Annotated in this window: 24 protein-coding genes; 14 read left to right on the top strand and 10 right to left on the bottom strand. The window is 71.1% G+C overall.

The window, feature by feature from the left end:
* Positions 1-15 precede the first annotated feature (15 nt).
* Positions 16-1,074: an LLM class flavin-dependent oxidoreductase gene (locus tag OG385_RS27620; RefSeq protein ID WP_266858679.1), complete on the top strand. Its 1,059-nt coding sequence runs from the start codon at positions 16-18 to the stop codon at positions 1,072-1,074.
* 154 nt (positions 1,075-1,228) lie between these two features.
* Here the strand turns inward: OG385_RS27620 and OG385_RS27615 are convergent, their stop codons facing one another.
* The 4 genes from OG385_RS27615 to OG385_RS27600 all read right to left on the bottom strand — a co-directional run bounded on the left by OG385_RS27615 (position 1,229) and on the right by OG385_RS27600 (position 5,736).
* The gene (locus tag OG385_RS27615) at positions 1,229-1,729 is read right to left on the bottom strand and encodes an Ig-like domain-containing protein (RefSeq protein WP_266858677.1); all 501 of its coding nucleotides are present in this window, start codon (positions 1,727-1,729) and stop codon (positions 1,229-1,231) included.
* A 191-nt stretch (positions 1,730-1,920) separates the two neighbouring features.
* Complete coding sequence (locus OG385_RS27610; RefSeq protein WP_266858675.1) at positions 1,921-2,925, bottom strand: IPT/TIG domain-containing protein; 1,005 nt, start codon at positions 2,923-2,925, stop codon at positions 1,921-1,923.
* 155 nt (positions 2,926-3,080) lie between these two features.
* On the bottom strand, positions 3,081-3,824 hold the full coding sequence (locus tag OG385_RS27605) for an IPT/TIG domain-containing protein (protein ID WP_266858673.1): 744 nt from the start codon (positions 3,822-3,824) through the stop codon (positions 3,081-3,083).
* A 511-nt stretch (positions 3,825-4,335) separates the two neighbouring features.
* Positions 4,336-5,736, bottom strand: a complete 1,401-nt coding sequence (locus tag OG385_RS27600; RefSeq protein ID WP_266858671.1) for an MFS transporter — start codon at positions 5,734-5,736, stop codon at positions 4,336-4,338.
* Between the two features lie 277 nt (positions 5,737-6,013).
* On the opposite strand from OG385_RS27600, the gene OG385_RS27595 reads away from it, so the two are divergent.
* The 12 genes from OG385_RS27595 to OG385_RS27540 are packed head-to-tail and all read left to right on the top strand — an operon-like array spanning position 6,014 to position 17,434.
* Complete coding sequence (locus tag OG385_RS27595) at positions 6,014-7,516, top strand: aldehyde dehydrogenase family protein (RefSeq protein ID WP_266858669.1); 1,503 nt, start codon at positions 6,014-6,016, stop codon at positions 7,514-7,516.
* Positions 7,517-7,550: 34 nt separating this feature from the next.
* Positions 7,551-8,567, top strand: coding sequence for a VOC family protein (locus OG385_RS27590; RefSeq protein WP_266858667.1), 1,017 nt, complete (start codon positions 7,551-7,553; stop codon positions 8,565-8,567).
* Entirely contained in the window at positions 8,564-9,352 is a 789-nt protein-coding gene (locus OG385_RS27585; RefSeq protein ID WP_266858665.1) for an aspartate dehydrogenase domain-containing protein, read from the top strand. Before OG385_RS27590 ends, OG385_RS27585 begins: the two co-directional genes overlap by 4 nt.
* Complete coding sequence (locus tag OG385_RS27580; protein ID WP_266858663.1) at positions 9,349-10,143, top strand: alpha/beta fold hydrolase; 795 nt, start codon at positions 9,349-9,351, stop codon at positions 10,141-10,143. The genes OG385_RS27585 and OG385_RS27580 overlap by 4 nt, the downstream gene beginning before the upstream one ends.
* 53 nt (positions 10,144-10,196) lie before the next feature.
* Complete coding sequence (locus OG385_RS27575; RefSeq protein ID WP_266858660.1) at positions 10,197-10,718, top strand: cupin domain-containing protein; 522 nt, start codon at positions 10,197-10,199, stop codon at positions 10,716-10,718.
* Complete coding sequence (locus tag OG385_RS27570) at positions 10,718-11,458, top strand: SDR family oxidoreductase (protein ID WP_266858658.1); 741 nt, start codon at positions 10,718-10,720, stop codon at positions 11,456-11,458. The genes OG385_RS27575 and OG385_RS27570 overlap by 1 nt, the downstream gene beginning before the upstream one ends.
* A 17-nt stretch (positions 11,459-11,475) precedes the next feature.
* A complete protein-coding gene (locus OG385_RS27565) occupies positions 11,476-12,264 on the top strand; it encodes an SDR family oxidoreductase (RefSeq protein ID WP_266858656.1) in 789 nt (262 codons plus the stop codon).
* A gap of 10 nt (positions 12,265-12,274) precedes the next feature.
* On the top strand, positions 12,275-13,900 hold the full coding sequence (locus tag OG385_RS27560) for a thiamine pyrophosphate-binding protein (RefSeq protein ID WP_266858655.1): 1,626 nt from the start codon (positions 12,275-12,277) through the stop codon (positions 13,898-13,900).
* A gap of 10 nt (positions 13,901-13,910) precedes the next feature.
* Positions 13,911-14,858 (top strand): PDR/VanB family oxidoreductase, encoded by a 948-nt coding sequence (locus tag OG385_RS27555; RefSeq protein ID WP_266858653.1) that lies wholly within the window; start codon positions 13,911-13,913, stop codon positions 14,856-14,858.
* A 53-nt stretch (positions 14,859-14,911) separates the two neighbouring features.
* On the top strand, positions 14,912-15,136 hold the full coding sequence (locus OG385_RS27550; protein WP_266858651.1) for a recombinase-like helix-turn-helix domain-containing protein: 225 nt from the start codon (positions 14,912-14,914) through the stop codon (positions 15,134-15,136).
* 1 nt (position 15,137) lies between these two features.
* Positions 15,138-16,142 carry an aromatic ring-hydroxylating dioxygenase subunit alpha gene (locus tag OG385_RS27545; protein WP_266858650.1) on the top strand — a complete coding sequence of 335 codons (1,005 nt, stop codon included), beginning with the start codon at positions 15,138-15,140 and terminating at the stop codon, positions 16,140-16,142.
* Positions 16,139-17,434, top strand: a complete 1,296-nt coding sequence (locus OG385_RS27540) for an MFS transporter (RefSeq protein ID WP_266858648.1) — start codon at positions 16,139-16,141, stop codon at positions 17,432-17,434. The genes OG385_RS27545 and OG385_RS27540 overlap by 4 nt, the downstream gene beginning before the upstream one ends.
* Here the strand turns inward: OG385_RS27540 and OG385_RS27535 are convergent.
* Positions 17,347-17,901 (bottom strand): MarR family winged helix-turn-helix transcriptional regulator, encoded by a 555-nt coding sequence (locus OG385_RS27535; protein WP_266858646.1) that lies wholly within the window; start codon positions 17,899-17,901, stop codon positions 17,347-17,349. The genes OG385_RS27540 and OG385_RS27535 overlap by 88 nt on opposite strands.
* Before the next feature lie 185 nt (positions 17,902-18,086).
* Here OG385_RS27535 and OG385_RS27530 point away from each other — a divergent pair, with 185 nt between their 5' ends.
* Entirely contained in the window at positions 18,087-18,758 is a 672-nt protein-coding gene (locus tag OG385_RS27530) for a FadR/GntR family transcriptional regulator (protein ID WP_266858645.1), read from the top strand.
* A 117-nt stretch (positions 18,759-18,875) separates the two neighbouring features.
* Here OG385_RS27530 and OG385_RS27525 read toward each other — a convergent pair whose 3' ends face one another.
* The 5 genes from OG385_RS27525 to OG385_RS27505 form a co-directional block, all read right to left on the bottom strand.
* Entirely contained in the window at positions 18,876-19,910 is a 1,035-nt protein-coding gene (locus OG385_RS27525) for an ABC transporter permease (RefSeq protein ID WP_266858643.1), read from the bottom strand.
* Positions 19,907-21,442 (bottom strand): sugar ABC transporter ATP-binding protein, encoded by a 1,536-nt coding sequence (locus tag OG385_RS27520; RefSeq protein WP_266858641.1) that lies wholly within the window; start codon positions 21,440-21,442, stop codon positions 19,907-19,909. The genes OG385_RS27525 and OG385_RS27520 overlap by 4 nt, the downstream gene beginning before the upstream one ends.
* Before the next feature lie 2 nt (positions 21,443-21,444).
* Positions 21,445-22,482, bottom strand: coding sequence for a sugar ABC transporter substrate-binding protein (locus OG385_RS27515; protein WP_266858639.1), 1,038 nt, complete (start codon positions 22,480-22,482; stop codon positions 21,445-21,447).
* A gap of 104 nt (positions 22,483-22,586) precedes the next feature.
* The gene (locus tag OG385_RS27510; protein ID WP_266858637.1) at positions 22,587-23,366 is read right to left on the bottom strand and encodes an SDR family NAD(P)-dependent oxidoreductase; all 780 of its coding nucleotides are present in this window, start codon (positions 23,364-23,366) and stop codon (positions 22,587-22,589) included.
* Complete coding sequence (locus tag OG385_RS27505) at positions 23,363-24,688, bottom strand: enolase C-terminal domain-like protein (protein ID WP_266858635.1); 1,326 nt, start codon at positions 24,686-24,688, stop codon at positions 23,363-23,365. Before OG385_RS27505 ends, OG385_RS27510 begins: the two co-directional genes overlap by 4 nt.
* Positions 24,689-24,818 lie beyond the last annotated feature (130 nt).

Below are 24,818 nucleotides of genomic sequence, written 5' to 3'. Positions count from 1 at the left end.
GCCCAGAGTTGCACCATGAAGTTTCAAGTGCTCTCCCTCATCAGCCACGCCCCGCACCCGCTGACCGGTGAACTGCCCTCCGCAGCGGACCGGTTGGCCGAGGTCGTCGATGTCGGCGTGGCGGCCGAGCAGCTCGGCTTCGACGGGTACGCGGTCGGCGAGCGGCACGCGGGGCCCTTTCTGTCGTCCAGCCCGACGGTGGTGCTGGGCGCCCTCGCCGCCCGCACCTCCAGGATCAGACTGCTGACCGGCGTCACGGTCGTGGCGATCCTCGATCCGGTCCGGGTCGCCGAGGACTACGCGACCCTGGACCAGCTGTCGCGGGGCCGTATCGAGCTGGTCGTCGGCAAGGGGGCGGAGGCCGGGCACTTCGACCTCTTCGGGCTCGACGAGGAGCGGCAGTGGGACCTCCAGAAGGAGAAGTACGAGCTGCTGCGCCGGCTCTGGAGCGAGGAGGAGATCGACTGGGAAGGTGAGTTCAGGCCCGCTCTGCACGGGGCTACGACCCTCCCGCGTCCGTACGACGGGGTCCCGCGCATCTGGCACGGCTCGGCGACCAGCCTCAACTCCCCCGAACTGGCGGCCCGCCACGGTGATCCGCTCTTCACCGCCAACGCCGTCCAGCCGCGCGCGGCGTATGCGGCGCTGATCGCCCACTACCGGGAGAAATTCGAGGAGTACGGGCACGACCCGGCGCGGGCCCATGTCGCCGCCGGGTCGGGCGGGCTGCTGATCGCCGACAGTTCGCAGCAGGCGGTGGAGCGCTTCAAGGAGCTGTACGAGGCGAAGGTGGCGCAGACCTTCAAGCCACATCTGGCGGGCAGAGCCGGATACAACACCCCCTTCCGCACCATCGAGGACGCGATGGGGAGCGGCCCGCAGCTCATCGGGTCCCCGCAGCAGATCATCGACAAGATCCTCGGCTACCACGAGGTCTACCGGCACGACCTCCAGTCCATCAGCGTCGACGGATTCGGGCTCGCGCGCGGGGAGCAGCTGGAGACGCTGCAGCGGTTCGCGGAGGAGATCGCCCCGGTGGTGCGGAAGGAGGCGCCGTCGGCCCTCTGGGAGTGAGGCCCGCCCTGACCGGACCTGTGGGTTCTCGCCTCTGTCGGCAGCGGCCCTGCTTCTGACCAGTACTGCTTCCGGTGTCTCACATCGGCGGTCGGTCGTTCAGTCTCACGGTGGTGGCACCCCGGGCGCGCGTCCAGTGGCCGGCGGGACGGGCTTATTTGTCGATGCGCGTCACATTGTGGCTGTTGACGTTGACCTGATTGTGGATGTCCCCGGAGTGGAAGTCGATGAGCCCGCACAGCAGGCAGCCCGGGTTGTTGGCCGGGGGAGCCGGGGCTTGGGAGACGGTGACGGTGGTGGTGTCGTTCGAAGCGCTGCAACCGTCGTCGCCGTTGTAGGCGGCGGTGATGGTGTGTGTTCCGGTGGTCGTGAAACCGGTGGTCAGTGAGGAGTGTCCGTCGGCGGAGACGGGTGCGGTCGCGAGGAGGTCCGAGCCGTCGAAGAACGACACGCCGAGGCCGCCGCTCGGGTCCGAGCTGCAGGTCACTGTCGCGTCGAGGGTGACCAGTTGCCCGGTCGCCGCCGATGAGGGCGTGGCCTGGACCGTGGTCGAGGACTGATCGGCGGCAGCAGCCGACGGAGCGAGGAACAGCACTGTGGCCGCCGCGGCTGCGGCGACCATGGCTCCGGCTTTGCGCGCACGACATGCTTTCACTGAAGGGCCTCCTCGGTCTGCTCGGCAGGCGGGGTTTCGCCGTAACCGTTCGGGGCGTGACCTTAGGCCGCTTTCGATGGCATATGCGGGAGGCGCGGGTCCCGGCGGCCCCACCTGAGTCATCGGCTCGCTCGAATGGGCTGGAGCGGGCCGATGGCGCGGGCCGGTGGCGCCGATGCCATGGTATTTGGCTAGATCGCGGGAGGCGCAACCCGCTGGTAGGCGAGCGAGTTGGTCGTGCCGCCCGACGTCATGACACTCACCGGCACCGGACCCGCCGGACCCGCCGGGGCGATCGCGATCGCTGTCGTGTCCGACACCACGGTGAAGGCCGCCGGCTCGGTACCGAAGTGGACCGCGAAGGTCGTGGTCAGCCCGGTGCCCGTCAGGGTCACGGTGGCGCCCGCGCCGGTCGGCCCCTGCGTGGGCGACAGTGCGGTGAGCGTCGGCGCTGCCACGTAGGTGTAGATGACGGAGTTGCTGGTGCCGCCGGGACCGGTGACGGTGCACGCGACGGATCCGCTGCCGGGCGGGGTGATGGCGGTGATCCGGGTGGCGGAGTTGACGGTGTAGGAGGTCGCGGGGGTGCTGCCGAAGGTGACGGCGGTGGTCCCGGTGAGGCCGGTGCCGGTGAGCACCACGGTGGTCCCGCCCGACGTCGGTCCCTCGGCGGGTGAGACGGACAGCAGCGAGGGCTCGTTGAGGTAGTAGAAGAACACCGGCCCCGAGGTGCCGCCGACGGTGGTCGCGGTGATCGCAACCGCGCCGCTGCCGGCCGGGGTGACGGCGGTGATCTGGTTGGCGGAGTTGACGGTGTAGGAGGTCGCGGGGGTGCTGCCGAAGGTGACGGCAGTGGTCCCGGTGAGGCCGGTGCCGGTGAGGACCACGGTGGTCCCGCCCGACGTCGGTCCCTGGTTCGGTGCGATCGCACTGAGGGTCGGTGTGGGCGCGTAGGTGTAGGCGACCGTGTTGCTGAGCCCGGCGGGCGTGCGCACGGTGACGTTGACCGTGCCGGTTCCGGGCGGGACGGTCGCCGTGATCGTCGAGGGGGTGGTGACCGTGTACGACAGGGCGGCCGCGGATCCGAACGTGACGGCGGTGGCGCCGGTGAACTGGCTTCCGTTCAGGGTCACGGGATTGGTGCCCGCCGCCGGACCCGTATTGGGTGCGACCGACGTGAGGACGGGAGGGGCCACGGTGACTCCAAGGGGTGTGGTCGGCCTGGCTGGGCCGCGAGCTGTGGGGGTCACGGAAGCGGTGCGGTCGGGCGTACCCGAGTTCGCACCGCTTCCGCTGGGCACAGACCGGTGACCGGAGCGGAGCTGTGCACAGCCGTGCGTCCGATACTCCGTCAGATACCGGGACCGGACACGTAGGTGAATCCGTCGCTGAGGGTGGCGCTACCGCCCCCGGTGGTCACGACGACATCGACGGGACCTGTGGTGCCGGGCGGTGTGACAGCCACCAGCGTGGTGCTGTTCAGCACTGCGAAGGACGCGGCGGTACCGCCGAAGGTGACGGCCGTGGTGGATGCCAGGCCGGTGCCGTTGACGGTCACCGAGGTACCGCCGGAGGCCGGCCCCGAGGTGGGTGTGAGCGAGACCGGTGTCGGCGCGTCGAGGTAGGCGTAGGTGAGCGGAGCGGTCGTGCCCCCGGTGGTGGTGACGGCGACGTCGACGGAGCCACCTGAGCTGCCGGCCGGAACGACCACCGACAGCCGGCTGTCCGAGACGACCGTCGGGGTCACGCTGTTGGGGCCGAAGGACACGGTGGTGGCAGTGGAGAGTCCGTAGCCGTTGATGGTGACCGTGTTGCCGCCCGCCGTCGGACCGGAGCCCGGGTCCACGGACACCGCGATCGGCGGGCTGATGTAGAAGAAGGAGAGCGAGTTGCTCGTCCCTCCCGCGGTCGTCACGTTGACGTCGACGACACCGCAGCCCGCGGGGTCGATGGCGGTGATCGCGGTCGGGGTGTTCGCGGTGATCGTGGCTGTCCGGGACCCGAAGTGGACGGCGGTGGCACCGGACAGGTTCACGCCGGTGATAGTGACGGTTGTTCCGCCGCTGGTGGAGCCTTGGTTGGGACTGATGGGCATGAGGGGTTCCTCCTCACTCGGAAGTCTTCTCCGAGCAGCGACTGGGTGTCCCGATCCACGGGCGTCCCGAACCGGCCCAGGCCAACACGTCCGGCCGCTGGCAGATGGGGATGTGCGGAGACCCGTCCGGACGGGATGAGGCCAGTCCCGGGAGGGAGGCTGGTCCGCGGCGACTCGATGGACCATCGCCCCATGATGTAGACACCCGCATTAACCCATCGGAGTGACGCCTCTACCAAGGGAATTGACGCGTCGTCAACCGATTGGCGGAGCGCGCGCATGGCGTGCGGCGGCGCGTTCACGGTGGTACATGGCCACCTGACAGGCCATCACCACCAGGGGGGTTCCACGACGTGCGGGTCCGGCCCCGGCGCCGTGAGCGCGCATCGCGAGCTTCCGCTCAGCCTTGACCGGTGACCGGCCGACCATTTCCAGTGCCCGTGGTTCGGTTCACGGCCGATTCGGTTCACGGCCGATTCGGTTCACGGCCGGTTCGGTTCACGGCGGCGGCTCAGGGCGAGACCTCCTCCAGGCGCCGCCCCGCCGTCTCCTCCGCGCCGACCACCGCGACGGCGGCGCCCGCCAGGGCCACCGCTCCCAGCACCACGAAGACCGGGGGGACATGCCCCCCGGCGTACACCATGCCGACGGCGATGGGGCCGAGGATCACACCGAGCCGGTTCATCGCACCGCCCACGCTGCTGCCCAGGGCCCGCATCCGGGTCGGGAAGAGTTCGGGTGTGTAGAGGTAGAGGCAGATGTTGGAGCCGAAGAAGAAGACCGCGGCGAGCGAGGTCCACACCAGCACCTGGACCGGGGTCCCGGCGCCGAGGTACGCGAGTACCAGGAGCATCACGGCGGCTCCCGTGAGACACACCGTGATGACGCGCCGGCGTCCTGCCCTGTCCACGGTGAGGGCCGCGGCCAGACAGCCCGCGAGTCCCGCGCAGGCCGTGACGGTCGAGTAGAGGAGCGCGTCGGAGAGCGAGAGGCCGTAGCGGTTCTGGTAGATCGTCGGCAGCCAGGACGTGATGCCGTAGTTGACGAAGTAGCCGGTGAACCAGAGGGCGCCGATCACCAGGGTGCGGCGGCGGTAGCGGCCGGTGAACAGCCCGCGCAGACCGCTCGCCCCGGCTTCCGGGGCCGCTTCGGGCGCCGGGCCCGCCTCGTCCGCCGGCGGGTCGGTGACGGGTGGCAGGGGTTTCCCGGTGGCGCGCTGGACCTCGGTCTCGATCCTGGTCATCACATCGGCCGCCTCCTGGACCCTGCCGTGTTCGGCGAGCCAGCGCGGGGACTCCGGTACGGATCGCTGCACCAGGACGCAGAGCACCCCGGGCACGGCGGCCAGCACATACATCCAGCGCCAGCCGAGCAGCGGCACCACCCAGGCGGCGACCAGCGCGCCCACGGTGAGCCCGGCCGGGAAGACCAGTTCGTAGAGCAGGACGAACCGCCCACGCCGGTGGCTGCGGGTGATCTCGGCGATGAAGGTGGCGGCCACCGGGACCTCGCCGCCGATGGCCAGTCCCTGGACGAACCGCACCGCCATGAAGGAGCCGGGCGACGTGGTCGCGGCCAGGGCGAGGTTGGCGACGCTGGAGACGGCCACGCACAGCGCGATGACCTTGACCCGGCCGATGCGGTCGGCGAGCCGGCCGGAGAGCACCGCCCCGATCAGCATCCCGACGGAGCCGACGGTGAGCAGCCAGGTGGAGGCGGAGTCGGTCAGATGCCACTCGTGGCGCAGCTGGGGCATCGCGTACGCGATCAGCAGCTGGTCGAACGCCTCGAAGAAGGTGACGGCGCCCACGATGAGCCGGACGGTGACATGCCAGCGGCTCATCGGGAGCCGTTCGAAACGGGCGGCGACGGCCGCCCGGACGGCTCGGTCCGCTGAAGCGTCGATCGTCATATGCAGGGTCCTCCGACTCCACGGCTGAGGGGCGAGGGCGAGGCGAGAAGAACGCGATGTCCCACAGGGGTTGTCCGCAACCCGGACTGCGAAGCGCGTTAGGCCAAAGTTTCTTAGGGCTTAAGTTGTATCGCCTGCATACCGGACGGCGTCAAGGGTCTGCACAGGTAAATCACCAAACAATTAGGGGGTTGCGTTGAGATATTTAAGCCCTTAGATTTCTAGCCCTCACCCAAACCAGCCCCCACTCAACCCCGTCCAGCCAGGAGGCTCCCGTATGACCCGGTCCCCTGCTGCCGAAGTACCCGACGAAGCGCTCGTGGCCGGCGTGTGGCGCCGCGGCGCCGGTGCCCCGGCCGAGACCGTCGACCCGGCCACCGGCCGGGTGCTCGCCACCGTGCACGCCGTGACCCCGGCGGAGGTCGACGAGGCCGCCGAAGGCGCCGCCCGCGCCGCCGCCGACCCGGCCTGGCGCGCGCTCCTCCCGCATCAGCGCGCCCGGCTGCTGCACCGGATCGCCGAGCTGACCGAGGGCGCGGCGGAACACCTCGCGGCGCTCCAGACCGCCGACACGGGCAAGGCCCTCACCGAGACGCGCGCCCTGGTGGCCAGCGCGGCCGGGACCTTCCGGTACACGGCCGCCGCGCTGGAGACCGCCGAGGAGGCGATCACCCCCTCGCGCGGCGACTACCTCACGATGAGCACCTTCGAGCCGATCGGTGTCATCGGCGCGATCAACCCCTGGAACTCCCCGGTGGCCAGCGACGCGCAGAAGCTCGCGCCCGCCCTCGCCGGGGGCAACGCGGTCCTGCTGAAGCCCGCCGAGTGGACCCCGCTGGTCTCCCTCGCGCTGGGCCGGCTGATCAGCCGCGCCCTGGACGAACTCTCGCTGCCCGCCGGGCTCCTGTCGGTGCTCCCCGGGCGCGGCAGCGTCGTGGGCGACGCCATCGTGCGCCATCCGCGTATCGGAAAGGTCAGTTTCACCGGCGGTACGGACACCGGACGGACGATCGCGCACGCCGCGGCCGAGAAGATCATGCCCGTCTCGCTGGAGCTGGGCGGCAAGTCACCGACCATCGTGCTCGCCGACGCCGACATCGAACAGGCCCTGGCCGGAGTGATGTTCGGCGTCTTCTCCTCCAGCGGCCAGTCCTGCATCGCCGGTTCGCGGCTCTTCGTGGCGCGTGAGATCTACGACGCCTTCGTCGGTGAACTGGTAGAGCGCACCCGGAAGCTGCGGGTCGGCCCCGGTAGCGCGCCGGACACCCAGGTCGGTCCGCTGGTGCACCACCGGCACCGGGACGCGGTGGCGGCCAGGGTCGACCTGGCGCGTACCGAGGGGGCCCGGGTGCTCTGCGGCGGCTCGGTGCCGCCGGGCGACGAGTACCGGGACGGCGCCTACTATCTGCCGACCGTCCTGGACGGCCTGGACAACTCCTCGCGCACCTGCCAGGAGGAGATCTTCGGACCGGTGCTCGCCGCGCTGCCGTTCGACGACGAGGACGATCTCGTCCGGCGGGCCAACGCCTCGGTGTACGGCCTGGCCTGCGGCATCTGGACCCGTGATCACCGGGCGGCCTGGCGGATCGCCCGCCGGGTCGAGGCCGGCACCGTCTGGATCAACACCTACAAGCAGTTCAGCATCGCCACCCCCTTCGGCGGCCTCAAGGACAGCGGTCTCGGGCGGGAGAAGAGCCGCGACGGCATCCGCGCCTACCAGCGCCAGAAGTCCCTGTACTGGGGCACGTCGGACGCCCCCCTGCCCTGGGCCGCCCCGTAGTCGCCCGGTCGTCACAGCCCGTCTGGAGACAGTCATGCCCCAACCCCCCATCGCCCGGCTGCGGTCGCTGCGCAGCGTCGAGCTGTTCACCCCCGCCTTCTCCGAGACCGCCGACTTCTACCAGGAGGTCTGGGGCCTGGAGAGCGTCGAGTCCGGCCCCGGTGCGCGCTGGCTGCGCGGCACCGGAACCGAGCACCACGTCCTGCACCTCACCCGCGCCGACCGCACCGGCCTCGGCCGGATCGCCTTCGCCGTGGCGACACCGGCCGATGTGGACGAGGCCGCACGGCGGCTGCTCGCCCGGGGCATCACCCCGGTCGCGGGCCCAGGACCGCTCGACCAGGTGGGCGGCGGCTACGGGCTGCGCTTCACCGACCCCGAGCACCGGCTGATCGAGATAAGCGCCGAGGTCGAGGCGGTCGCACCGCGCGGCCGGGACGGCTCGGTGCCGGTCGGCGTCACCCACACCGTGCTCAACACCACCGACATCGACGCCTCGGTCGCCTTCTACCGCGACGTACTCGGCCTGCGGGTCTCCGACTGGTCCGAGCACCAGATGGCGTTCCTGCGGTGCAACGCCGACCACCACTGCATCGCCTTCAACCAGGCCGAGTGGGCCTCGCTCAACCACGTGGCGTACGAGATGAGTTCGGTCGACCACTTCATGCGCGGGCTCGGCCGCCTGCGTCACCACGGCATCGTCCCGCAGTGGGGCCCCGGCCGGCACGGTCCGGGCGACAACACCTTCTCGTACTTCACCGACCCGTCGGGGCTCGTCTGCGAGTACACGTCGGAGGTCGCGCAGATCGTGGAGGACGCCTGGATCGCCCGGGTCTGGCGGCGGACCCCCGAGCTGTCCGATCTCTGGGGAACGGCCGGGCCGCCGTCGGCGGAGATCCGCGACCGGATGGCGGGCATCCCCGACCCCGGTCCGCTCGCCGCCCCGGCGGCCCCCGCAACCCCCTGTGCCGACGCCGGCACAGCAACGACCCACAGCGACAGCGACACCGACACCGACACCGACACCGACACCGAGGAGATTCCGGTATGACCCGCAGCGTGGGACTCGTCGGCTGGGGCGCCATCGGCCGCACCGTGGGCACCGCACTCGCCGCAGGCGCCGTCGAAGGCGCCGAACTGGTCTGTGTGGTGGACAACCGCGCGATCGGCGAAGCGCCCGCCCCGCAGCTGACGTTCGAAGAGGCCCTGGAGCGCTGCGATCTGATCGTGGAGGCGGCGGGCCAGGGCGTCGTACGGGAGTGGGCCGAGCGCATCCTGCGGTCCGGGACCGATCTGCTGATCGCGTCGACCGGGGCGCTCACCGACGAGGAACTGGCGAAGCGGCTGCTGGCCGCCGGTCCTGGCCGGGTGTACTTCACATCGGGCGCCGTCGGGGGTCTCGACCTGCTCCAGGCGGCCCGGGGCCTCGGGCCGCTGCACGACATACGGCTGACCACCACCAAACTGCCGTCGACCCTCGAACAGCCCTGGATGGACGAGGAGTTGCTGACCCGGATGCGGACGGCGACCGGTCCGGTCGAGGTCATGTCGGGCACCTCACGCGACATCCCGGTGAAATTCCCCAAGTCGACGAATGTGGCCGCTTCGGTGGCCCTCGCCGTCGGGGACCCGGACTCCGTACGGGTCAGGGTGGTCGCCGACCCGGGCGCCGACCGTACCCGTCATCTCATCGAGGCCGACGGCCCGCAGGGGACCTACCGCTTCGAGGTCGCGCATCTGCCGGACCCCGGCAACCCCGCCACCAGCCGGATCGTGCCGTACGCGGTGCTGCGCAGCATCGCGGCCCTCGCCGGGCGGACGGGGCAGATCCTGTGACCGCCGCACCGGCGGCCGGCCCGCGGGTGACGGAGGCCGGGACCGCGGGGCCGCTGCTGCTCTGCCTGCACGGCATCGGCTCGTCGTCCGCCGCCTTCGCCCCGCAGCTCGCGGAACTCTCCGCGTACGTCCGGGTGGTGGCCTGGGACGCGCCCGGCTACGCGGCGTCCCCCGACCCGCCGGGCCCGCTGACGCTCGACGGCTACGCGGACGCGGCGGCGGCGCTCATCGAGGAGCGCGGCGGCAGCGCCCATGTGCTGGGCGTCTCCTGGGGCGGGGTCATCGCACTGCGGCTGGCCGCCCGCCACCCCGGGCTGGTCGCCTCGCTGATCGTCGCCGACTCCAGCGCCGGTTCGGGCACCGACCCGGCGAAGGCGGCGGCGATGCGCGGACGGGCGGCCGAGCTGGAAGCCGCCGGGCCGCGGGCCTTCGCCGAGCAGCGCGGACCGCGGCTCGTCTCCGCGGCGGCGCCCCCGGAGCTGGTGCGGCGGGTCGTCGACACCATGGCCGGCGCCGTCCGGCTGCCCGGCTACGGCTACGCCGCGGAGGCGATGGCCGCAGCCGACCTCCGTACGGAACTCGCCGGGATCACCGCCCCCGCCCTGGTCATCTGCGGCGACCAGGACCGGGTCACCGGCGTCGAGGCGAGCCAGCTCATCGCGGGCTCCCTCCACAAGTCCGCCTACGTGATCGTCAAGGACGCCGGTCACCTGGCCAACCAGGAGCAGCCCCGGGCCTTCAACGCCTGGGTCCTCTCCCACCTCCGTATCACCGCACAGATCCCCGAATGAACCACCCCAGCAGCACCCGCCCGAGCAGCACCCGCACCGAGAAGGAGCACGTCATGCCCGTCACCACCACCGAGTACGACAACGGCGGCGACCTCGCCGGCTACACCGACTCCCTGATCGCCACGAAGGACTCCCGCGAGCCCGACTGGGACACCCTGGCGTTCCAGGCCAAGGCCGGTGACCAGTACCGGCGCGCGCAGATCCGCTACGTCGGCTCCGGCGCGACCGGCAACCACGACGGTGACAACCGGATCCTGCCGTCCGGCGGCTTCACCTTCTCCAACATGCTGCTGCCGCCGGGCGCCGAGGGCCCCGAGCACACCCACCACGACGTCGAGGAGGCCTTCTTCGTCCTGGAGGGCAAGGTGCGCGTCGGGATCCACCGCGGTGACAGCGAGGCGGAGTACCGCACGCTCGGCTACCGCGACATGATCATGGTCCCGGCGGGCGTGGCGCGTTCGCTGAAGAACGAGGGCGACACCGACGCGCTGTTCTGCGTCGTCATCGGCACGCAGAAGCCGCAGGTCCCGACCTACCCCGAGCACTCGCCGATGCACGGCGTGACCCGCGACTGATGCGCACTGTCGTCATCACCGGCGCCGGCCGTGGCCTCGGACTGGCCATGGCCCGCCGGGCGGGCCAGGACGGCTTCCGCACCGTGGTCGCCGAACTGGACCGGGAACGCGGCGAATCGGCGGCCCGCGCGCTGCGCGACGAGGGCCTGGACGCCCACTTCGTCCAGTGCGACGTGGCGGACCCCGCATCGGTCGACGCCCTCGCGTCGGCCGTCGCCGGGCTCGGCCCGCTGCACGGTCTCGTCAACAACGCGGCGCTCGCCAACGGCGTGGGCGGCAAGGAGTTCCAGGACATCACCGTCGCGGAGTGGGACCGGCTGATGGCCGTCAACGCCCGCTCCCCCTGGCTGGTCTCCCGTGCGCTGCTGCCCCAGCTGCTGGCGCACGGCGACGGCGGTCGCATCGTCCATCTCGCGTCCGACGCCGCGCTGTACGGCTCCGTACGGCTCGCCCACTACGTCACGTCCAAGGGCGCCGTGATCGCGCTCACCCGGGCGATGGCCCGGGAACTCGGCGACCGGGGCATCACCGTGAACGCGGTGGCGCCCGGCATCACCGAGGGCGAGGCCACCGAGTCCGTACCGGCCGAGCGCCATGAGCTGTACCGCGCCAACCGGGCCATCTCACGCCCGCAGCGCCCCGACGACCTGCTGGGGCTCGTCTCGTACCTGCTGGGCGCCGAGTCCCGTTATCTCACCGGACAGGTGATCGCCGTCAACGGCGGCTTCACCATGAACTGACCATCGGAGCAACTGATATGGATCTGGGCCTCGCCGACCGCACCGTACTGGTGACCGGCGGCAGCTCGGGCGTCGGCCTGGCCACGGTCCGCGCCCTGCTCGACGAAGGCGCCAACGTCGCCACCTGCGGCCGCGACGCGGACCGGCTCGCCGCGGCTGCCGCCGGTCTCGGCGCGGGCGGCGACCGGCTGCTCACCGGAGTCTGCGACGTCCGGGACGCCGGAGCGGTCCGCCGCTTCACCGAGCGCACGGCGGAGCACTTCGGCGCGCTGGACGGACTCGTCAACAACGCCGGCCAGTCGCGGATGAAGAACTTCGCCGAGAGCACGGCGGAGGACTGGCGGGACGAGCTGGAGCTGAAGTTCGCCGGCGTCCTCAACCCGCTGCACGCGGGGCTCGCCCTGCTGCGTGCCTCGCCGGTCGCCTCGGTCGTCAACATCAACGCGGTACTCGCCAAACAGCCCGAACCCCGGCTCATCACCACCAGCGCCGCCCGCGCCGGGATCCTCAACCTCTCCAAGTCCCTTTCACAGGAGCTGGCCCCGGACGGCATCCGGGTCAACTCGGTCTGCCTGGGCCTGGTCGACACCGGGCAGTGGACCCGCCGCCACGCGGCGTCCGGCACCTCGCTGCCGTACGAGCGGTGGCAGGCGGAGCTGGCCGCCGACCGCGGGGTCTCGCTCGGCCGGCTCGGCCGCGCCGATGAGGTCGCCTACGCGGTGGTGTCCCTGCTCTCGCCCCGCGCCTCGTACATCACCGGCACCGGCATCGACGTCTGCGGCGGCGTCGGCCGCTCCATCCTCTGAGGAGACCACCATGCGTTACACCACCGGAGGCGATCTCCTCGTCGCCGTCCTGCGTGAACTCGGCATCGGCACGGTCTTCGGCATCGTCAGCGTGCACAATCTGCCGCTGGTCGAGGCCGTCGACCGGGAGCTGCGCTTCGTGCCCGTGCGGCACGAGGCCACCGCCGTCAGCGCCGCCGACGCCTACGGCAGGGCGCGCGGCTCGATCGGCTGCGCGCTCACCTCCACGGGCACCGGGGCGGGCAACGCGGCCGGCTCGCTCATCGAGTCGCTCAGCTCGGGCACGGCGGTCCTGCACGTCACCGGGCAGATCGACAGCGCCTACCTGGGCAGCGGTCGCGGCTTCATCCATGAGACCAAGGACCAGCTCTCGATGCTGCGTGCGGTCTCCGCGTACGCCGCGACGGTCACATCGGCCGATGACGCGGGCCGGCTGCTGCGCGAGGCGGCCCGCGCCGCGCTCACCGCTCCGGGCGGGCCCGGCAGCGTCGAGTGGCCGGTGGATCTCCAGTACGCGGCACAGACCGACACCGGCGCGGCGCCCGCCGACGGCCCGCATCCGGTGCCCGAAGCGGCCGAACTCGCCGCCGCCGCCGCGCTGCTGGCATCCGCACGGCGCCCGCTGATCTGGGCGGGCGGCGGGGCGACCGGGGCTGGACCGCAGCTCACGGCGCTGCTCGCGGCGACCGGCGCGGGCCTGCTGACGTCCAACTCGGGGCGGGGAGCGGTGCCGGAGGACCACCCGGCGGTCATCGGCAACTTCGCCACCACGCCCGCGGGGCGCGCCCTGCTCGCCGACGCGGACGTCCTGCTCACCGTCGGCACGCACTTCCGGTCCAACGAGACCGCCGACTACACCCTCGAACTGCCCGCGGCCCATATCCAGCTGGATGTCGACGCGGCCGCACCGGGCCGCGTCTACCCGGCGCGCCACGCCCTGCACGGGCGCGCGGCCGACGTACTGGAGTCCCTCCTGCCGTACGCGCGCCGGGCGGAACCGGACTGGACGGCGCGGGTCACCGCCGTACGCGAGGAGGTACGGGCCCTGCTGCACGACTCCATCGGGCCGCAGGCGGCGGTCTGTGACGCGCTGCGGGCGGTGCTGCCCCGCGAGGCGGTCGTCGCCCGCGATGTCACCATCGCGTCCAGCAGCTGGGGCAACCGTCTGCTGGAGATGTACGACCCCCGGTCCAATGTGTTCCCGCGCGGCGGCGGCATCGGACAGGGCCTCGGCATGGGCATCGGGGCGGCGCTCGCGCGGCCGGACACCCCCACCGTGGTACTGGCCGGCGACGGCGGCCTCGCGGTCCACCTCGGCGAACTGCTCACCCTCGCCCAGGAGCGCCCGGCCCTGACCCTGGTCGTGTTCAACGACGGCGGCTACGGCGTGCTCCGCAATATGCAGGACCGCTACAGCGAGCGGCGGTCCGGAGTCGATCTGGCCACCCCGGACTTCGAGCAGCTGGCCCGCGCCTGCGGCCTCCCGTACGCCCGCATAGCGGCCGCGGAGCACGCGCACCCGGTGCTCGAACACGCGGTGGCGTCCGGCGGCCCTGTGCTCGTCGAGGTCGACCTGGCCGAACTCGGCCCGATGAAGAACCCGTTCACCCCGCCCGTCACGATCCCCACGGCGTAGGGAGGCCACCATGGACGCGCCAAGCGAACCCCGGCTCGAACTTCTTGTCCGCACCATGACTTTGGAGGCCGACGGCGTCCTCTCGGTGGTTCTCGTCCACCCGGACGGCAAGCCGCTGCCGGCCTGGGAGCCCGGTGCCCATCTCGATCTGGAGGTCGGCGGGCTGACCCGGCAGTACTCGCTCTGCGGGGACCCGCACGATCTGTCCGGATACCGCATCGGCGTGCTCGACGAGCCGTCTTCGCGCGGCGGTTCACGGTATGTGCACACCCGGCTGCGCCCCGGCCAGCGGGTCACCGCCGCCGGGCCGAGGAACCACTTCGCGCTGGACGGGGCGGAGCGCTACGTCTTCATCGCGGGCGGCATCGGCATCACCCCGATCCTGCCGATGGCCCGGGAGGCCGCGCGCAGGTCCGTTCCGTACACCCTGGTGCACGGCGGCCGGACGCGGGCGTCCATGGCGTTCGGCTCCGAACTGGCGGCGCTCGGCGGCGGGGACGTGCTCCGGCATCCGCAGGACGAGCTGGGACACATCGACCTGGCGTCGGCACTGGACGGCGTGGGTCCCGGCACGCTGGTGTACTGCTGCGGGCCGGAGCCGCTGCTCAACGCCGTGGAGGCGGTCTGCCCGGCCGGGCTGCTGCGGGTGGAGCGGTTCGCCGCACCGGCCGTCGAGCCGGCCGGGGACGACACGGCCTTCGACGTGGAGTGCCGGGCGTCCGGCGTCACCGTCGCGGTCGGCAGCGGTACCACCGTACTGGCGGCCGTCGAGGCCGCGGGCATTCCCGTCGGCAGCTCCTGCCGGGACGGCATCTGCGGGACCTGCGAGACCCGGGTGCTCGAAGGCACCCCGGACCACCGGGACTTCGTCCTCAGCGAGACCGAGCACGCGTCGAACGCGACCATGATGATCTGCGTGTCGCGCTGCGCCTCGGGACCTCTCGTACTCGACCTCTGACGACCCCTGTCACGGCGGAGGCCGTGCAACCCCGAACCCCTCCTGGAGGCACTGTGACCACCGACTGGCCCTACCTGGACGTACATCAGTCACGCACCCATGAGCCCACCCCCTACGAGTACCGGCTGGCCTCGGCGCTCGAAGAGGTCTTCACCCACGAGGGCCATGAACTGGCCGACGTCGTACGGGGGCTCAACGCCCGCCAGGTGCACTCCCCCGACGGCGCCCCGTGGACCGAGCAGTCCTTCCGCGACGAGATCAACCGACTGGGAGCGTGACATGACCACTCTGACCGCCGACCACATCTACGCCACCGGCCTGCGCAACCAGTGGCACCCCGTCGTGCCCTCCCGCTTCGTCGCACCGGGCGCGATGCGCAAGGTCACCGTGCTCGGTGAGCAGTGGCTGCTGTTCCGCCGCTCCGACTCGACACTGAGCATGCTCGCGGACCGCTGTCCGCACCGGGGCGCGCCGCTCTCGCTGGGCAAGCACCTGGGCGACCGGGTGGCCTGCTGGTACCACGGCCTGGAGATCGAGACCGACGGCACGGTCTCCTCGGTGCCGGGGCTGCCCGGCTGCAATCTGGAGGGCAGGAAACTCGTCAGGAGCCTGCCGGTGCGCGAGGTGGGCGGCGCGGTGCTCGCGTACTTCGGCGACGACGAGCACCCCGAACCGGCGCCGCTGACGCTGCCGGAGCCCCTCACCGACCCGGGCACCGACTCGTTCCTCTGCTACGCGGAGTGGAACGGCCCCTGGCGGTACGCGGTGGAGAACCTGCTCGACCCGATGCACGGCGCGTTCCTGCACCACGAGTCGCACACGATGTTCGACGGCGACACGACGGCCAAGTTCCGCATCCGGGAGACGGACCGCGGCTACTTCTTCGAGAAGACCGACCAGCGCGGTGTCAACTTCGACTGGGTCGAGCTGTGCAGGACCGGGGTCGACTGGGTCGACCTGTCGATTCCCTACCCGCCGTCGGCGGGCCCCGGCGGCCCGTTCGGCATCGTCGGGATGGTCTGCCCGGTGGACGAGAACCGTACGGGTGTCTTCTTCTGGCGCTACCGCAAGGTCGAGGGCTGGCAGCGGGACAGCTGGCGCTTCCTGTACCGGACGCTGATCGAGAAGCGCCACTGGGAGGTCCTCGAACAGGACCGGGTGATGCTGGAGGCCATGCCGGCCGACGCCGACCAGCGGGAGAACCTGTACCAGCACGACCTGGGCGTGGTCCGGCTGCGCCGGATGTACCGGGCGGAGGCCGAGGCGCAGGGCGCGCCGCGGTGATCACCCGCCGCTGGCTGGGCGTCCTGAGTCTCCTGGTCATCGTGCTGATCTCGTACATCGACCGGGTCAATGTGTCGGTGCTGATCACCGACCGGGCCTTCACCGGTCATTTCGGGATCACCGGCGACCGGGTGGCGCAGGGCGCCCTGATGACAGCCTTCCTCGTGGGGTACGGGCTGGCCGCGTTCTTCCTCACCCCGCTGTACGAGTCCCTGCTGGGTGTGCGCCGCGGCCTCCTGCTGAGCGTCGCCCTCTGGTCGGTGCTCACCCTGGTCTCGCCCTACGCACTGGGCGCGGTCGTGCTGGTCGTGCTGCGGGCGTTCCTCGGCATGGCGGAGGGACCGCTGTTCTCGCTCAAGACGATGTATGTGAGTGAGCACTTCACGCCCGGCGCGGTGGGCAAGCCCAACGCGGTGACCTCGATGGGGGTCTCGCTGGGGACCGCGGTGGGGCTGCCGCTGATCACGTATCTCGTCAACCGCTTCGACTGGCACAGCTCGTTCCTGCTGCTCGCCGCCCTGAACGCCGTGGTGGGGCTGCCGCTGATCGCGCTGTTCGTCCGGGGACGGGGCACCCGGCGGACGACGGGGACGACGGGGCGGCGGTCCTTCGGGGCGACACTCCGACAGGCCCTGCGCACACCGCGGCTCGGGGGCATCCTGCTGATAGAGATCGCCACGCTCGCGTATCTCTGGGGCAGCAGCGCCTGGCTGCCGTCGTATCTGCTCCAGGAGCGCCACTTCTCGCTGGCCGCGATGGGGGCGGTGGCGGCCCTGCCGTTCCTGCTGAGCCTCGCCTCCGGCTTTCTGGGCGGCTGGCTGCTGGACCGGCTGCCCCCGCGCCGTCTCCCGCTGCTGTTCGTCGTCGGCAGTATCGGGACCGGGGGCTGCGTCCTGCTGGTCATCGGGGCGGACTCCGCCTGGCTCGCCGCCACCGGGCTGGTGCTCGCCAACGGCTTCTGGGGGCTACAGGGTCCGGCGATCCCGACGCTGGTGCAGCAGGCCGCGCCGGCCGGCGCCGTCGGCAGCGCCTACGGGGTCGTGAACGGGATCGGCAATCTCGTCTCGGCGTTCATGCCGATGGCGATGGGCGCCGTGATGGGGCTGCTCGGCGGCCGGGGATTCGCTGCCGGCTACGCGCTGCTGGCCGCCACCCAGGCGGTGACGCTGGTGTGCGGCACCTGGCTGCTGCTCCGGCCGGTCCCTCAGCCCGACGCGGAGTCCGGTGCCGCCTCGTCGACGTCCGATTCGGTGATGGACCGCTCCAGCCTGGACAGCAACCGTGCCAGCTGACGGCACTCCGCGGGGGTGAGGCCGCCGAGCATCCGGCGTTCGTTGTCGAGATGCTCGGCGAACACCTCGTCCACCTTGGCGAGCCCGGCGTCGGTGAGGCGCGAGTAGACGACGCGGCGGTCCTCGGCGTCGCGCTCCCGGACGATCAGACCGTCCTTCTCCAGCCGGTCGATCCGCAGCGTCACCCCGGCCGACGACACCAGACCCGAGTCGGCGAGCTGGCCCGCCGTCAGCCGGTAGGGCGCACCGGCCCTGCGCAGCGCGGTCAGTACGTCGAAGCCCGCCACCGAGAGCCCGTGCCGGTCGATCGCGGTGGTGAGCCTGGTGCTGTACCGGAGAAAGGTGCGGTGCAGTCTCGCGAGGACCTCCAGGGGCGCGGTGTCCAGCTCGGGACGCTCCCTCGCCCAGTCCCCCACAATGGACGCGACAGCATCCTGATGTGCCCCCGCCGCCTTCTTCCCGGCCATGCGCCGCAGCCTCCCTGTCGCTCTCACAACGCCGTACAGGGTTGAAATCTTAGCCCTGAAATATGTCGGCTCGCACAGGTGTTGCACACTCCGGTCCTGCGGGTTACCCGGACCCGCGTGCGCGAGCGGCCCCGGAGGAGCCATAATCAGCAGATACATCGGATGTCTGTTGAGGCGAGGTTCCCATGGCTGTGACCGACGAGGCCATCGAGAAGATCAAGGAAATGATCGTCTCGGGCGCACTGCGGCCAGGCGACCGGCTGCCCAAGGAGAGCGAACTCGCCGCGGATCTCGGCCTTTCGCGCAACTCGCTGCGCGAGGCGGTGCGCGCGCTCTCGCTGATCCGCATCCTCGACGTGCGGCAGGGCGACGGCACGTACGTCACCAGTCTCGATCCCCAGCTGCTCCTCGAAGCGATGAGCTTCGTCGTGGACTTCCACCGGGACGACACCGTGCTGGAGTTCCTGGCCGTACGCCGCATCCTGGAGCCTGCCGCGACGGCGATGGCCGCGCACCGGATCAGCGAGGAGGAGCTGGAGGCGCTCAGCGCCCAGCTGGACGCGCTCGGCCCGCAGCCCTCCGTGGAGGAACTGGTCGCCGGCGACCTGGAGTTCCACCGGGGCATCGTGCAGAGCTCGGGGAACTCGGTGCTCTGCTCGCTGCTCGACAGCCTCTCCGGGCCCACCACCCGCGCCCGGGTGTGGCGGGGACTGACCCAGGAGGACGCGGTGAGCCGTACGCTCCACGAGCACCGCGCCATCCTGACGGCGCTCAGGGACCGGGACGCCGAAGCCGCCCGGTCCTGGGCCACGGTGCACATCGCCAGCGTCGAGCAGTGGCTGCGCTCGACCCTGTGAGTACGGGGCCCCCGGGGCCGGGCCGCGATGGCCAGGCCCCGGGGGCCCCTACTGCGAGTGCGTCCCGGTGGCGCGCCCTGGGTGTACGTCCCGGGGCGGGCCGGGGTGGCGCGTCCGTCAGTCCTGCTCCTCACCGCTCGCGAAGCGGGAGGCGATCAGCGCGATGATGATGATCGCGCCGTTGAGGAACGTCTCCCACTGGCCGGGCACCCCGGCGAGCGTCATCACATTGACCACCAGCTGGAGGGCGAGCACACCGGTGAGCGCGCCGAAGATGGTGCCCCGGCCGCCCTTCAGCCCGATGCCGCCGATGACCGCGGCCGCCATGACCTGGAAGATCATGTCCTTGCCCTGGGCGGCGCCGACCGAACCGTAGTGGCCGGTGTAGAGGATTCCGGCGAAGGCCGCGAGCAGCCCGCCGATCGCCAGCACGATCCAGGTGACCCGGTCCACCCGGATACCGGCCGCGCGGGCCGCCTCCGGGTTGCCGCCGATCGCGTACAGCGACCGGCCGTGCCGGGTCCACGCCAGCGCGGCCCCGCCGATGGCGAACAGCGCCAGGCAGATCCAGACCGCGGCGGGGGCGCCGAGCCAGGAGGCCCTGCCCAGGTAGCTGAACGAGGCCGGGACATCGATGATCGACTTGCCCTCGGTGATCCCGATGTGCAGCCCGCGGAGCATCATCAGCATGCCCAGCGTCGCGATGAAGCCGTTGACGCGCAGCTTGAGCATCAGGAAGCCGTTGAACGCGCCGATCGCGAGACCCGCGAGCAGGCAGAGCGGAATCGCCGTCCAGGCGGGCAGCAGCCCCAGACCGGTGAACCGGTCGCCCGACGAGGGCAGCACCAGCCACAGCGCGATGACCGGCGCGATACCGATCGTCGACTCCAGTGACAGGTCCATCCGCCCGCAGATCAGGATGAAGGCCTGGGCCAGCACCAGCAGGCTGAGTTCGGAGGACTGCTGGATGACGTTGATCAGGTTCTGGGACGTCAGGAACACCGGCGAGACGATGAATCCGATCACCATCAGCACCAGGATCACCGGCACGAGCGAGAAATCGCTCCAGCGGACCAGGGCCAGCCTGGCGCGTACCGGGCTCACCTGGACCTTGGTCTCCTCGGCCGCTGCCGGCCGGATCGTGTCGGTCATGCCCGTTCCCCCACACCTTCCATGGCGGCGACCAGTTCCCCGTCCGTCCACCCACTGTCGTATTCGGCGACCACCCGCCCGTGGAAGAGCGCGACCACCCGGTCGCACACCCGCAGGTCGTCGAGTTCGTCGGAGATGATCACGGCGGCGTTGCCCTCGTCGGCGACCCGCCGCACCACGCCCAGGAGCGAGTCCTTGGACTTGATGTCCACGCCGGCCGTCGGCCGTACCGCCACCAGCGTGCTGGGGTTACGGGCCAGCGCACGGGCCACCACCACCTTCTGCTGGTTGCCGCCGGAGAGCCCGGAGACCTTCTGGTCGGGCCCGGTGGTCTTGATGTCCAGCGAGGAGATCATCGTCCTCGCGAACTCCCGGGTACGGGAGGGGAGTACGGTCCCCCACGGCCCCAGCTGGTCGGCGACCGTCAGGGTGGCGTTCTCCGCCACGCTGCGCTCCAGGACCAGACCCTGGCGGTGCCGGTCCTCCGGGATGTAGCCGATCCCCGCGTTCAGGGCGTGCGGCACGCTGCCCGGTCTGACCTCGCGGCCCCGGACCGAGACCCGCCCGGAGGTCGCCCTGCGCATACCGACGAGCGTCTCCCCCAGCGCGGTGTTGCCACTGGCCGCGGCGCCCGCGATACCCAGCACCTCACCGGGGTGCACCTCGATGTCCAGCGGCTCGAACTCGCCGTCGACGGCGAGCCCTTCGGTGCGCAGGACGGGCTCCTCCGTCCCGGTCGCGGCCGTCGGCCCGGCACCGGAGGCCGCGTGCCAGGCCACCGGGCCCGTCGCGGACTCACCGGTCATGGCGGCGACCAGATCGGCCTTGCCCAGTTCGGCGACGGGCGCCGTCAGGACGTGCCGGGCGTCGCGGTAGACCGTGACCGCGGTGCACAGCTCGTACACCTCCTGGAGGTGGTGCGAGATGAAGAGGAACGCCACCCCCTGGCTCTGGAGGTCCCTGAGCTTGGTGAACAGGCTCTGGATCCCCCGTGCGTCGAGCTGAGCGGTGGGTTCGTCGAGGATGATCAGCCGGGCCCCGAAGGACAGCGCGCGGGCGATCTCCACGAACTGCACCTGTTCGACGGAGAGGTCCTTCGCGCGGGTACTGGGGTCGATGTTCACCCCGTACTCCGCGAGCAGCGCCGCGGCCCGCTTGCGCAGCCCGGACCAGCTGATCCAGCGGCCGCCCCGCGCACCGCGGTCGATGCCGAAGTTGTTCAGGAAGAGGTTCTCGGCCACGGTGAGATCGGGGACGGCCATGGACTTCTGGTAGACACAGGCGACCTTCGACTGCCAGGCCATGGTGTCGCCGAAGGCGGGCGCGGGCTCACCGCTGAAGGTGACCGTCCCCGCGTCCGGCTTGTGGAGTCCGGTGATGACGCTGACGAGGGTGGACTTTCCGGCGCCGTTGCGCCCGACCAGGGCGTGCGACTCACCGGGCTGGACTGTCAGGCGGACATCGTCGAGCGCGACGGTGGGACCGAAGCGCTTGACGATGCCCTGCGCATGAACCGCGGGTGCATCGGGCATCGTCAGTTCTTCTTCCCCAGCTGATTGGCCCACAGCTTCGGGTCGTTCACGTTGGCCTTGGTCACGAGCGGCGCGGGGAGCTGGTCCTCGTAGCCGTTCGGGATCTTGATGATGTGGGAGTCGTGGTCGGTCGGGCCCACCTTGAACTTCTTGCCGTCGACGGCCGCCTTGGCGTAGTACAGCGCGTACTTGGCGTAGAGGTCGGCGGGCTGGGAGATGGTCGCGTCGATCTTCCCGGCCTTGATCGCGTCGAACTCCTCCGGGATGCCGTCGTTGGAGATGATCGTGATGTGGCCCTTGGTGCCGGCCGGCTTCAGCAGCTTCTTCTGCTCCAGGAGCGCGAGCGTGGGCTGCAGGAAGACACCGCCCGCCTGCATGTAGATCCCGTTGATGTCGGGGTTGGCGGCCAGTGTGGACTGGAGCTTGGCCGATGCGACATCGCCCTTCCAGTCGGTGGCCAGCTCGAAGACCTTGATCTTGGGGAAGTTCTTGGTCATGCAGGACTTGAAGGCGACGGAGCGGTCCCGGCCGTTGATCGACGACAGGTCGCCCTGGAACTCGACGACCTTGCCCTTGCCCTTCAGCTGCTTGCCGAGGTACTTGCAGGCGTTCTCGCCGTACGCGCGGTTGTCTGCGCGGACCACCATGTAGACGTCGCCCTTGTCGGGGCGGGTGTCGACACTGATGACGGGAATCTTCTTCTTGTTGAGGTTCTGCAGCGTCGAGGCGATGGCCCCGGTGTCCTGCGGCGCCATCACGACGGCCTTGGCGCCCTGGTCGCTGAACGTCTGGACGTTGGCGACGAGCTTGCCGATGTCGTTCTGCGAGTTGGTCAGCGGGAGCGCCTTGACCTCACCGGCCGCGACGCCCTTCTTGATGTACTGCTGGTAGGAGTTCCAGAAGTCGCTGTCGCTGCGCGGCAGATCGATGCCGACCTTCTTGTCCTCCGAACCGCTGCCGGAGTCGCGGTTGCAGCCCGCGAGGGCGGTCACGGCCAGCAGTACGGCGCAGGCCGCCGCACTCGTTGTACGCACTCTCATTGGTGTCCCGTCCTTGATAGTGGCGCTTGATGCTCTGTCGGCCGTGCGGCCCGGTGTGTTCAGTGCGTGTGTTCAGTGCGTGTGTTCAGTGCGTTCGCTTCTGCTCAGTCGGCGGCGGGGCGCAGGCGCAGTCCCTGCATTCCGCCGTCGACCGCGAGTGCCGTCCCGGTGACGGCCGCCGCCGCGGGGCTCGCGAGGTAGAGGACGGCCGCCGCCACCTCTTCGGCGGTGACCAGCCGGCCGGTGGGCTGGCGGGCGTTGAGCGCCGCGCGCTCGGCGGCCGGGTCGTCGGCCTGGCCGAGCAGCCGCCCGACCCACGGGGTGTCCGCGGTACCGGGGTTGACGCAGTTGACCCGGATGCCCTCCCGTACGTGGTCGGCCGCCATGGCCAGGGTCAGCGAGAGGACCGCGCCCTTGCTGGCGCTGTAGAGGGCGCGCTGCGGCAGGCCGGCGGTCGCGGCGATCGAGCAGGTGTGGGTGACGGAGACGCAGCCGGGCCGCTCGGCGGCCGAACGGCGCAGGTGCGGCAGCGCGTGGCGGGCGGTGCGGACCATACCGAGGACGTTGATGTCCAGGACCCGCTGCCACTCGTCGTCGGGGTTGTCGGCGACCGTGCCGACGGCGCCGATGCCCGCGTTGGACACCACCGTGTGCAGTGCGCCGAACTCGGCCGCCGCGGCGTCGACCGCCTCCCGTACCGCGCCGTCGTCGGTGACGTCCGCCTTGAGCGCGAGGGTGCCGTCCGGCGCTCCCTCGGTCTCGCGGTCGAGTACGGCGACCCGGGCGCCCCGGGCGAGCAGCTCGGTGGCGATGGCGGCTCCGATGCCGGAAGCTCCGCCGGTGACCAGGGCGCCGAGCCCTTCGAAGTCGCGTGCAGTGGTCACGAGTTGACCTCCTCGGTGGTGCGGCGGGCCTGCCAGACGGGCCCGTCGGGGTAGCGGTGTGCGGCGAGGGAAGCGGGGTGCATACGGGCGGAGAAGCCCGGGGCGCGGGGCGCCAGATAGCGTCCGCCCTCGATCACCGCGGGGTCGGTGAAGTGTTCGTGCAGATGGTCCACGTACTCGATGACGCGGTCGTCCTGGCTGCCCGACACGGCGACGAAGTCGAACATCGCCAGGTGCTGGACCAGCTCGCACAGTCCGACGCCGCCCGCGTGCGGGCAGACCGGGACGCCGAACTTGGCCGCGAGCAGCAGGATCGCGAGGTTCTCGTTGACTCCGGCGACCCGGGCCGCGTCGATCTGTACGAAGTCGACGGCGCCGGCCTGGAGCAGCTGCTTGAAGACGACCCGGTTGGCGACGTGCTCACCGGTGGCGACCTTCACGGGCTGCCCGGATCTGACCGCCGCGTGGCCCAGGATGTCGTCGGGGCTGGTCGGCTCCTCGATCCAGTGCGGGTCGTACGGGGCGAGCGCGTCCATCCACCGCAGCGCGTCCGCGACGTCCCAGCGCTGGTTGGCGTCCACGGCGACCCGGATGCCGGGGCCGACGGCCGCGCGGGCCAGCTTCATCCTGCGGACGTCGTCGTCCAGGTCGGCGCCGACCTTCAGCTTGATCTGTCCGAAGCCGGCGTCGACCGCCTCCTGGGCGAGCCGCACCAGCTTCTCGTCGGAGTACCCGAGCCAGCCGGGCGACGTGGTGTACGCGGGGTAGCCGTCGGCGCGCAGCAGGGCGGCCCGTTCGGCGCGGCCGGGTTCGGCGGCGCGCAGGATGGCGAGGGCCTCGTCGGGGGTGAGGGCGTCGGTCAGATAGCGGAAGTCGACCAGCGAGACGAGCTCCTCCGGTGTCATCCCGGCCAGGAACTCCCAGACCGGCTTGCCCGCGACGGTGGCCGCCAGGTCCCAGGCGGCGTTGATGACCGCGCCCGCCGCCATGTGCATCACCCCCTTCTCGGGGCCGAGCCAGCGCAGCTGCGAGTCGTGGGTGAGATCGTGGTGCAGCTCCGCGAGCCCGGCGGCGGTGAGCGGCGCGGGCCGCCCCTCCACGTAGGGCCGCAGCGCTTCGATGGCGGCGGCGATGACGTCGTTGCCGCGCCCGATGGTGAAACAGAAGCCATGTCCCGCGACACCGCCCGGCAGATCGGTGCTGAGCACCACATAGGCCGCCGAGTAGTCGGGGTCCGGGTTCATGGCGTCCGAGCCGTCGAGCTGTTCCGAGGTGGGGAATCGGATGTCGTGGACCTCGAACCCCGTGACGGTCGGACTCATCCACACTCCCTTGGTAAGAACGTTGGTAAGAACCGTTAAGAACATCGGACCTTTAATTTGTCATCCGATGTATAGCCCCGTACATGCCGCAGCGTCCAGAGGTGGGACGAAATTTGACCGGTACAGCTCG

The organism is Streptomyces sp. NBC_01306, assembly GCF_026340465.1.
GTDB lineage: Bacteria > Actinomycetota > Actinomycetes > Streptomycetales > Streptomycetaceae > Streptomyces.
This window is presented reverse-complemented; position numbering and strand designations above follow the sequence as displayed.

What these genes read in the sequence shown, in the direction of transcription:
- OG385_RS27620 (WP_266858679.1), top strand. Translation starts at nt 16, where the DNA reads ATGAAGTTTCAAGTGCTCTCCCTCATCAGCCACGCCCCGCACCCGCTG.
- OG385_RS27605 (WP_266858673.1), bottom strand. Translation starts at nt 3,824, where the DNA reads ATGCCCATCAGTCCCAACCAAGGCTCCACCAGCGGCGGAACAACCGTC.
- OG385_RS27600 (WP_266858671.1), bottom strand. Translation starts at nt 5,736, where the DNA reads ATGACGATCGACGCTTCAGCGGACCGAGCCGTCCGGGCGGCCGTCGCC.
- OG385_RS27595 (WP_266858669.1), top strand. Translation starts at nt 6,014, where the DNA reads ATGACCCGGTCCCCTGCTGCCGAAGTACCCGACGAAGCGCTCGTGGCC.
- OG385_RS27590 (WP_266858667.1), top strand. Translation starts at nt 7,551, where the DNA reads ATGCCCCAACCCCCCATCGCCCGGCTGCGGTCGCTGCGCAGCGTCGAG.
- OG385_RS27585 (WP_266858665.1), top strand. Translation starts at nt 8,564, where the DNA reads ATGACCCGCAGCGTGGGACTCGTCGGCTGGGGCGCCATCGGCCGCACC.
- OG385_RS27575 (WP_266858660.1), top strand. Translation starts at nt 10,197, where the DNA reads ATGCCCGTCACCACCACCGAGTACGACAACGGCGGCGACCTCGCCGGC.
- OG385_RS27570 (WP_266858658.1), top strand. Translation starts at nt 10,718, where the DNA reads ATGCGCACTGTCGTCATCACCGGCGCCGGCCGTGGCCTCGGACTGGCC.
- OG385_RS27565 (WP_266858656.1), top strand. Translation starts at nt 11,476, where the DNA reads ATGGATCTGGGCCTCGCCGACCGCACCGTACTGGTGACCGGCGGCAGC.
- OG385_RS27560 (WP_266858655.1), top strand. Translation starts at nt 12,275, where the DNA reads ATGCGTTACACCACCGGAGGCGATCTCCTCGTCGCCGTCCTGCGTGAA.
- OG385_RS27555 (WP_266858653.1), top strand. Translation starts at nt 13,911, where the DNA reads ATGGACGCGCCAAGCGAACCCCGGCTCGAACTTCTTGTCCGCACCATG.
- OG385_RS27545 (WP_266858650.1), top strand. Translation starts at nt 15,138, where the DNA reads ATGACCACTCTGACCGCCGACCACATCTACGCCACCGGCCTGCGCAAC.
- OG385_RS27535 (WP_266858646.1), bottom strand. Translation starts at nt 17,901, where the DNA reads ATGGCCGGGAAGAAGGCGGCGGGGGCACATCAGGATGCTGTCGCGTCC.
- OG385_RS27530 (WP_266858645.1), top strand. Translation starts at nt 18,087, where the DNA reads ATGGCTGTGACCGACGAGGCCATCGAGAAGATCAAGGAAATGATCGTC.
- OG385_RS27525 (WP_266858643.1), bottom strand. Translation starts at nt 19,910, where the DNA reads ATGACCGACACGATCCGGCCGGCAGCGGCCGAGGAGACCAAGGTCCAG.
- OG385_RS27520 (WP_266858641.1), bottom strand. Translation starts at nt 21,442, where the DNA reads ATGCCCGATGCACCCGCGGTTCATGCGCAGGGCATCGTCAAGCGCTTC.
- OG385_RS27515 (WP_266858639.1), bottom strand. Translation starts at nt 22,482, where the DNA reads ATGAGAGTGCGTACAACGAGTGCGGCGGCCTGCGCCGTACTGCTGGCC.
- OG385_RS27505 (WP_266858635.1), bottom strand. Translation starts at nt 24,688, where the DNA reads ATGAGTCCGACCGTCACGGGGTTCGAGGTCCACGACATCCGATTCCCC.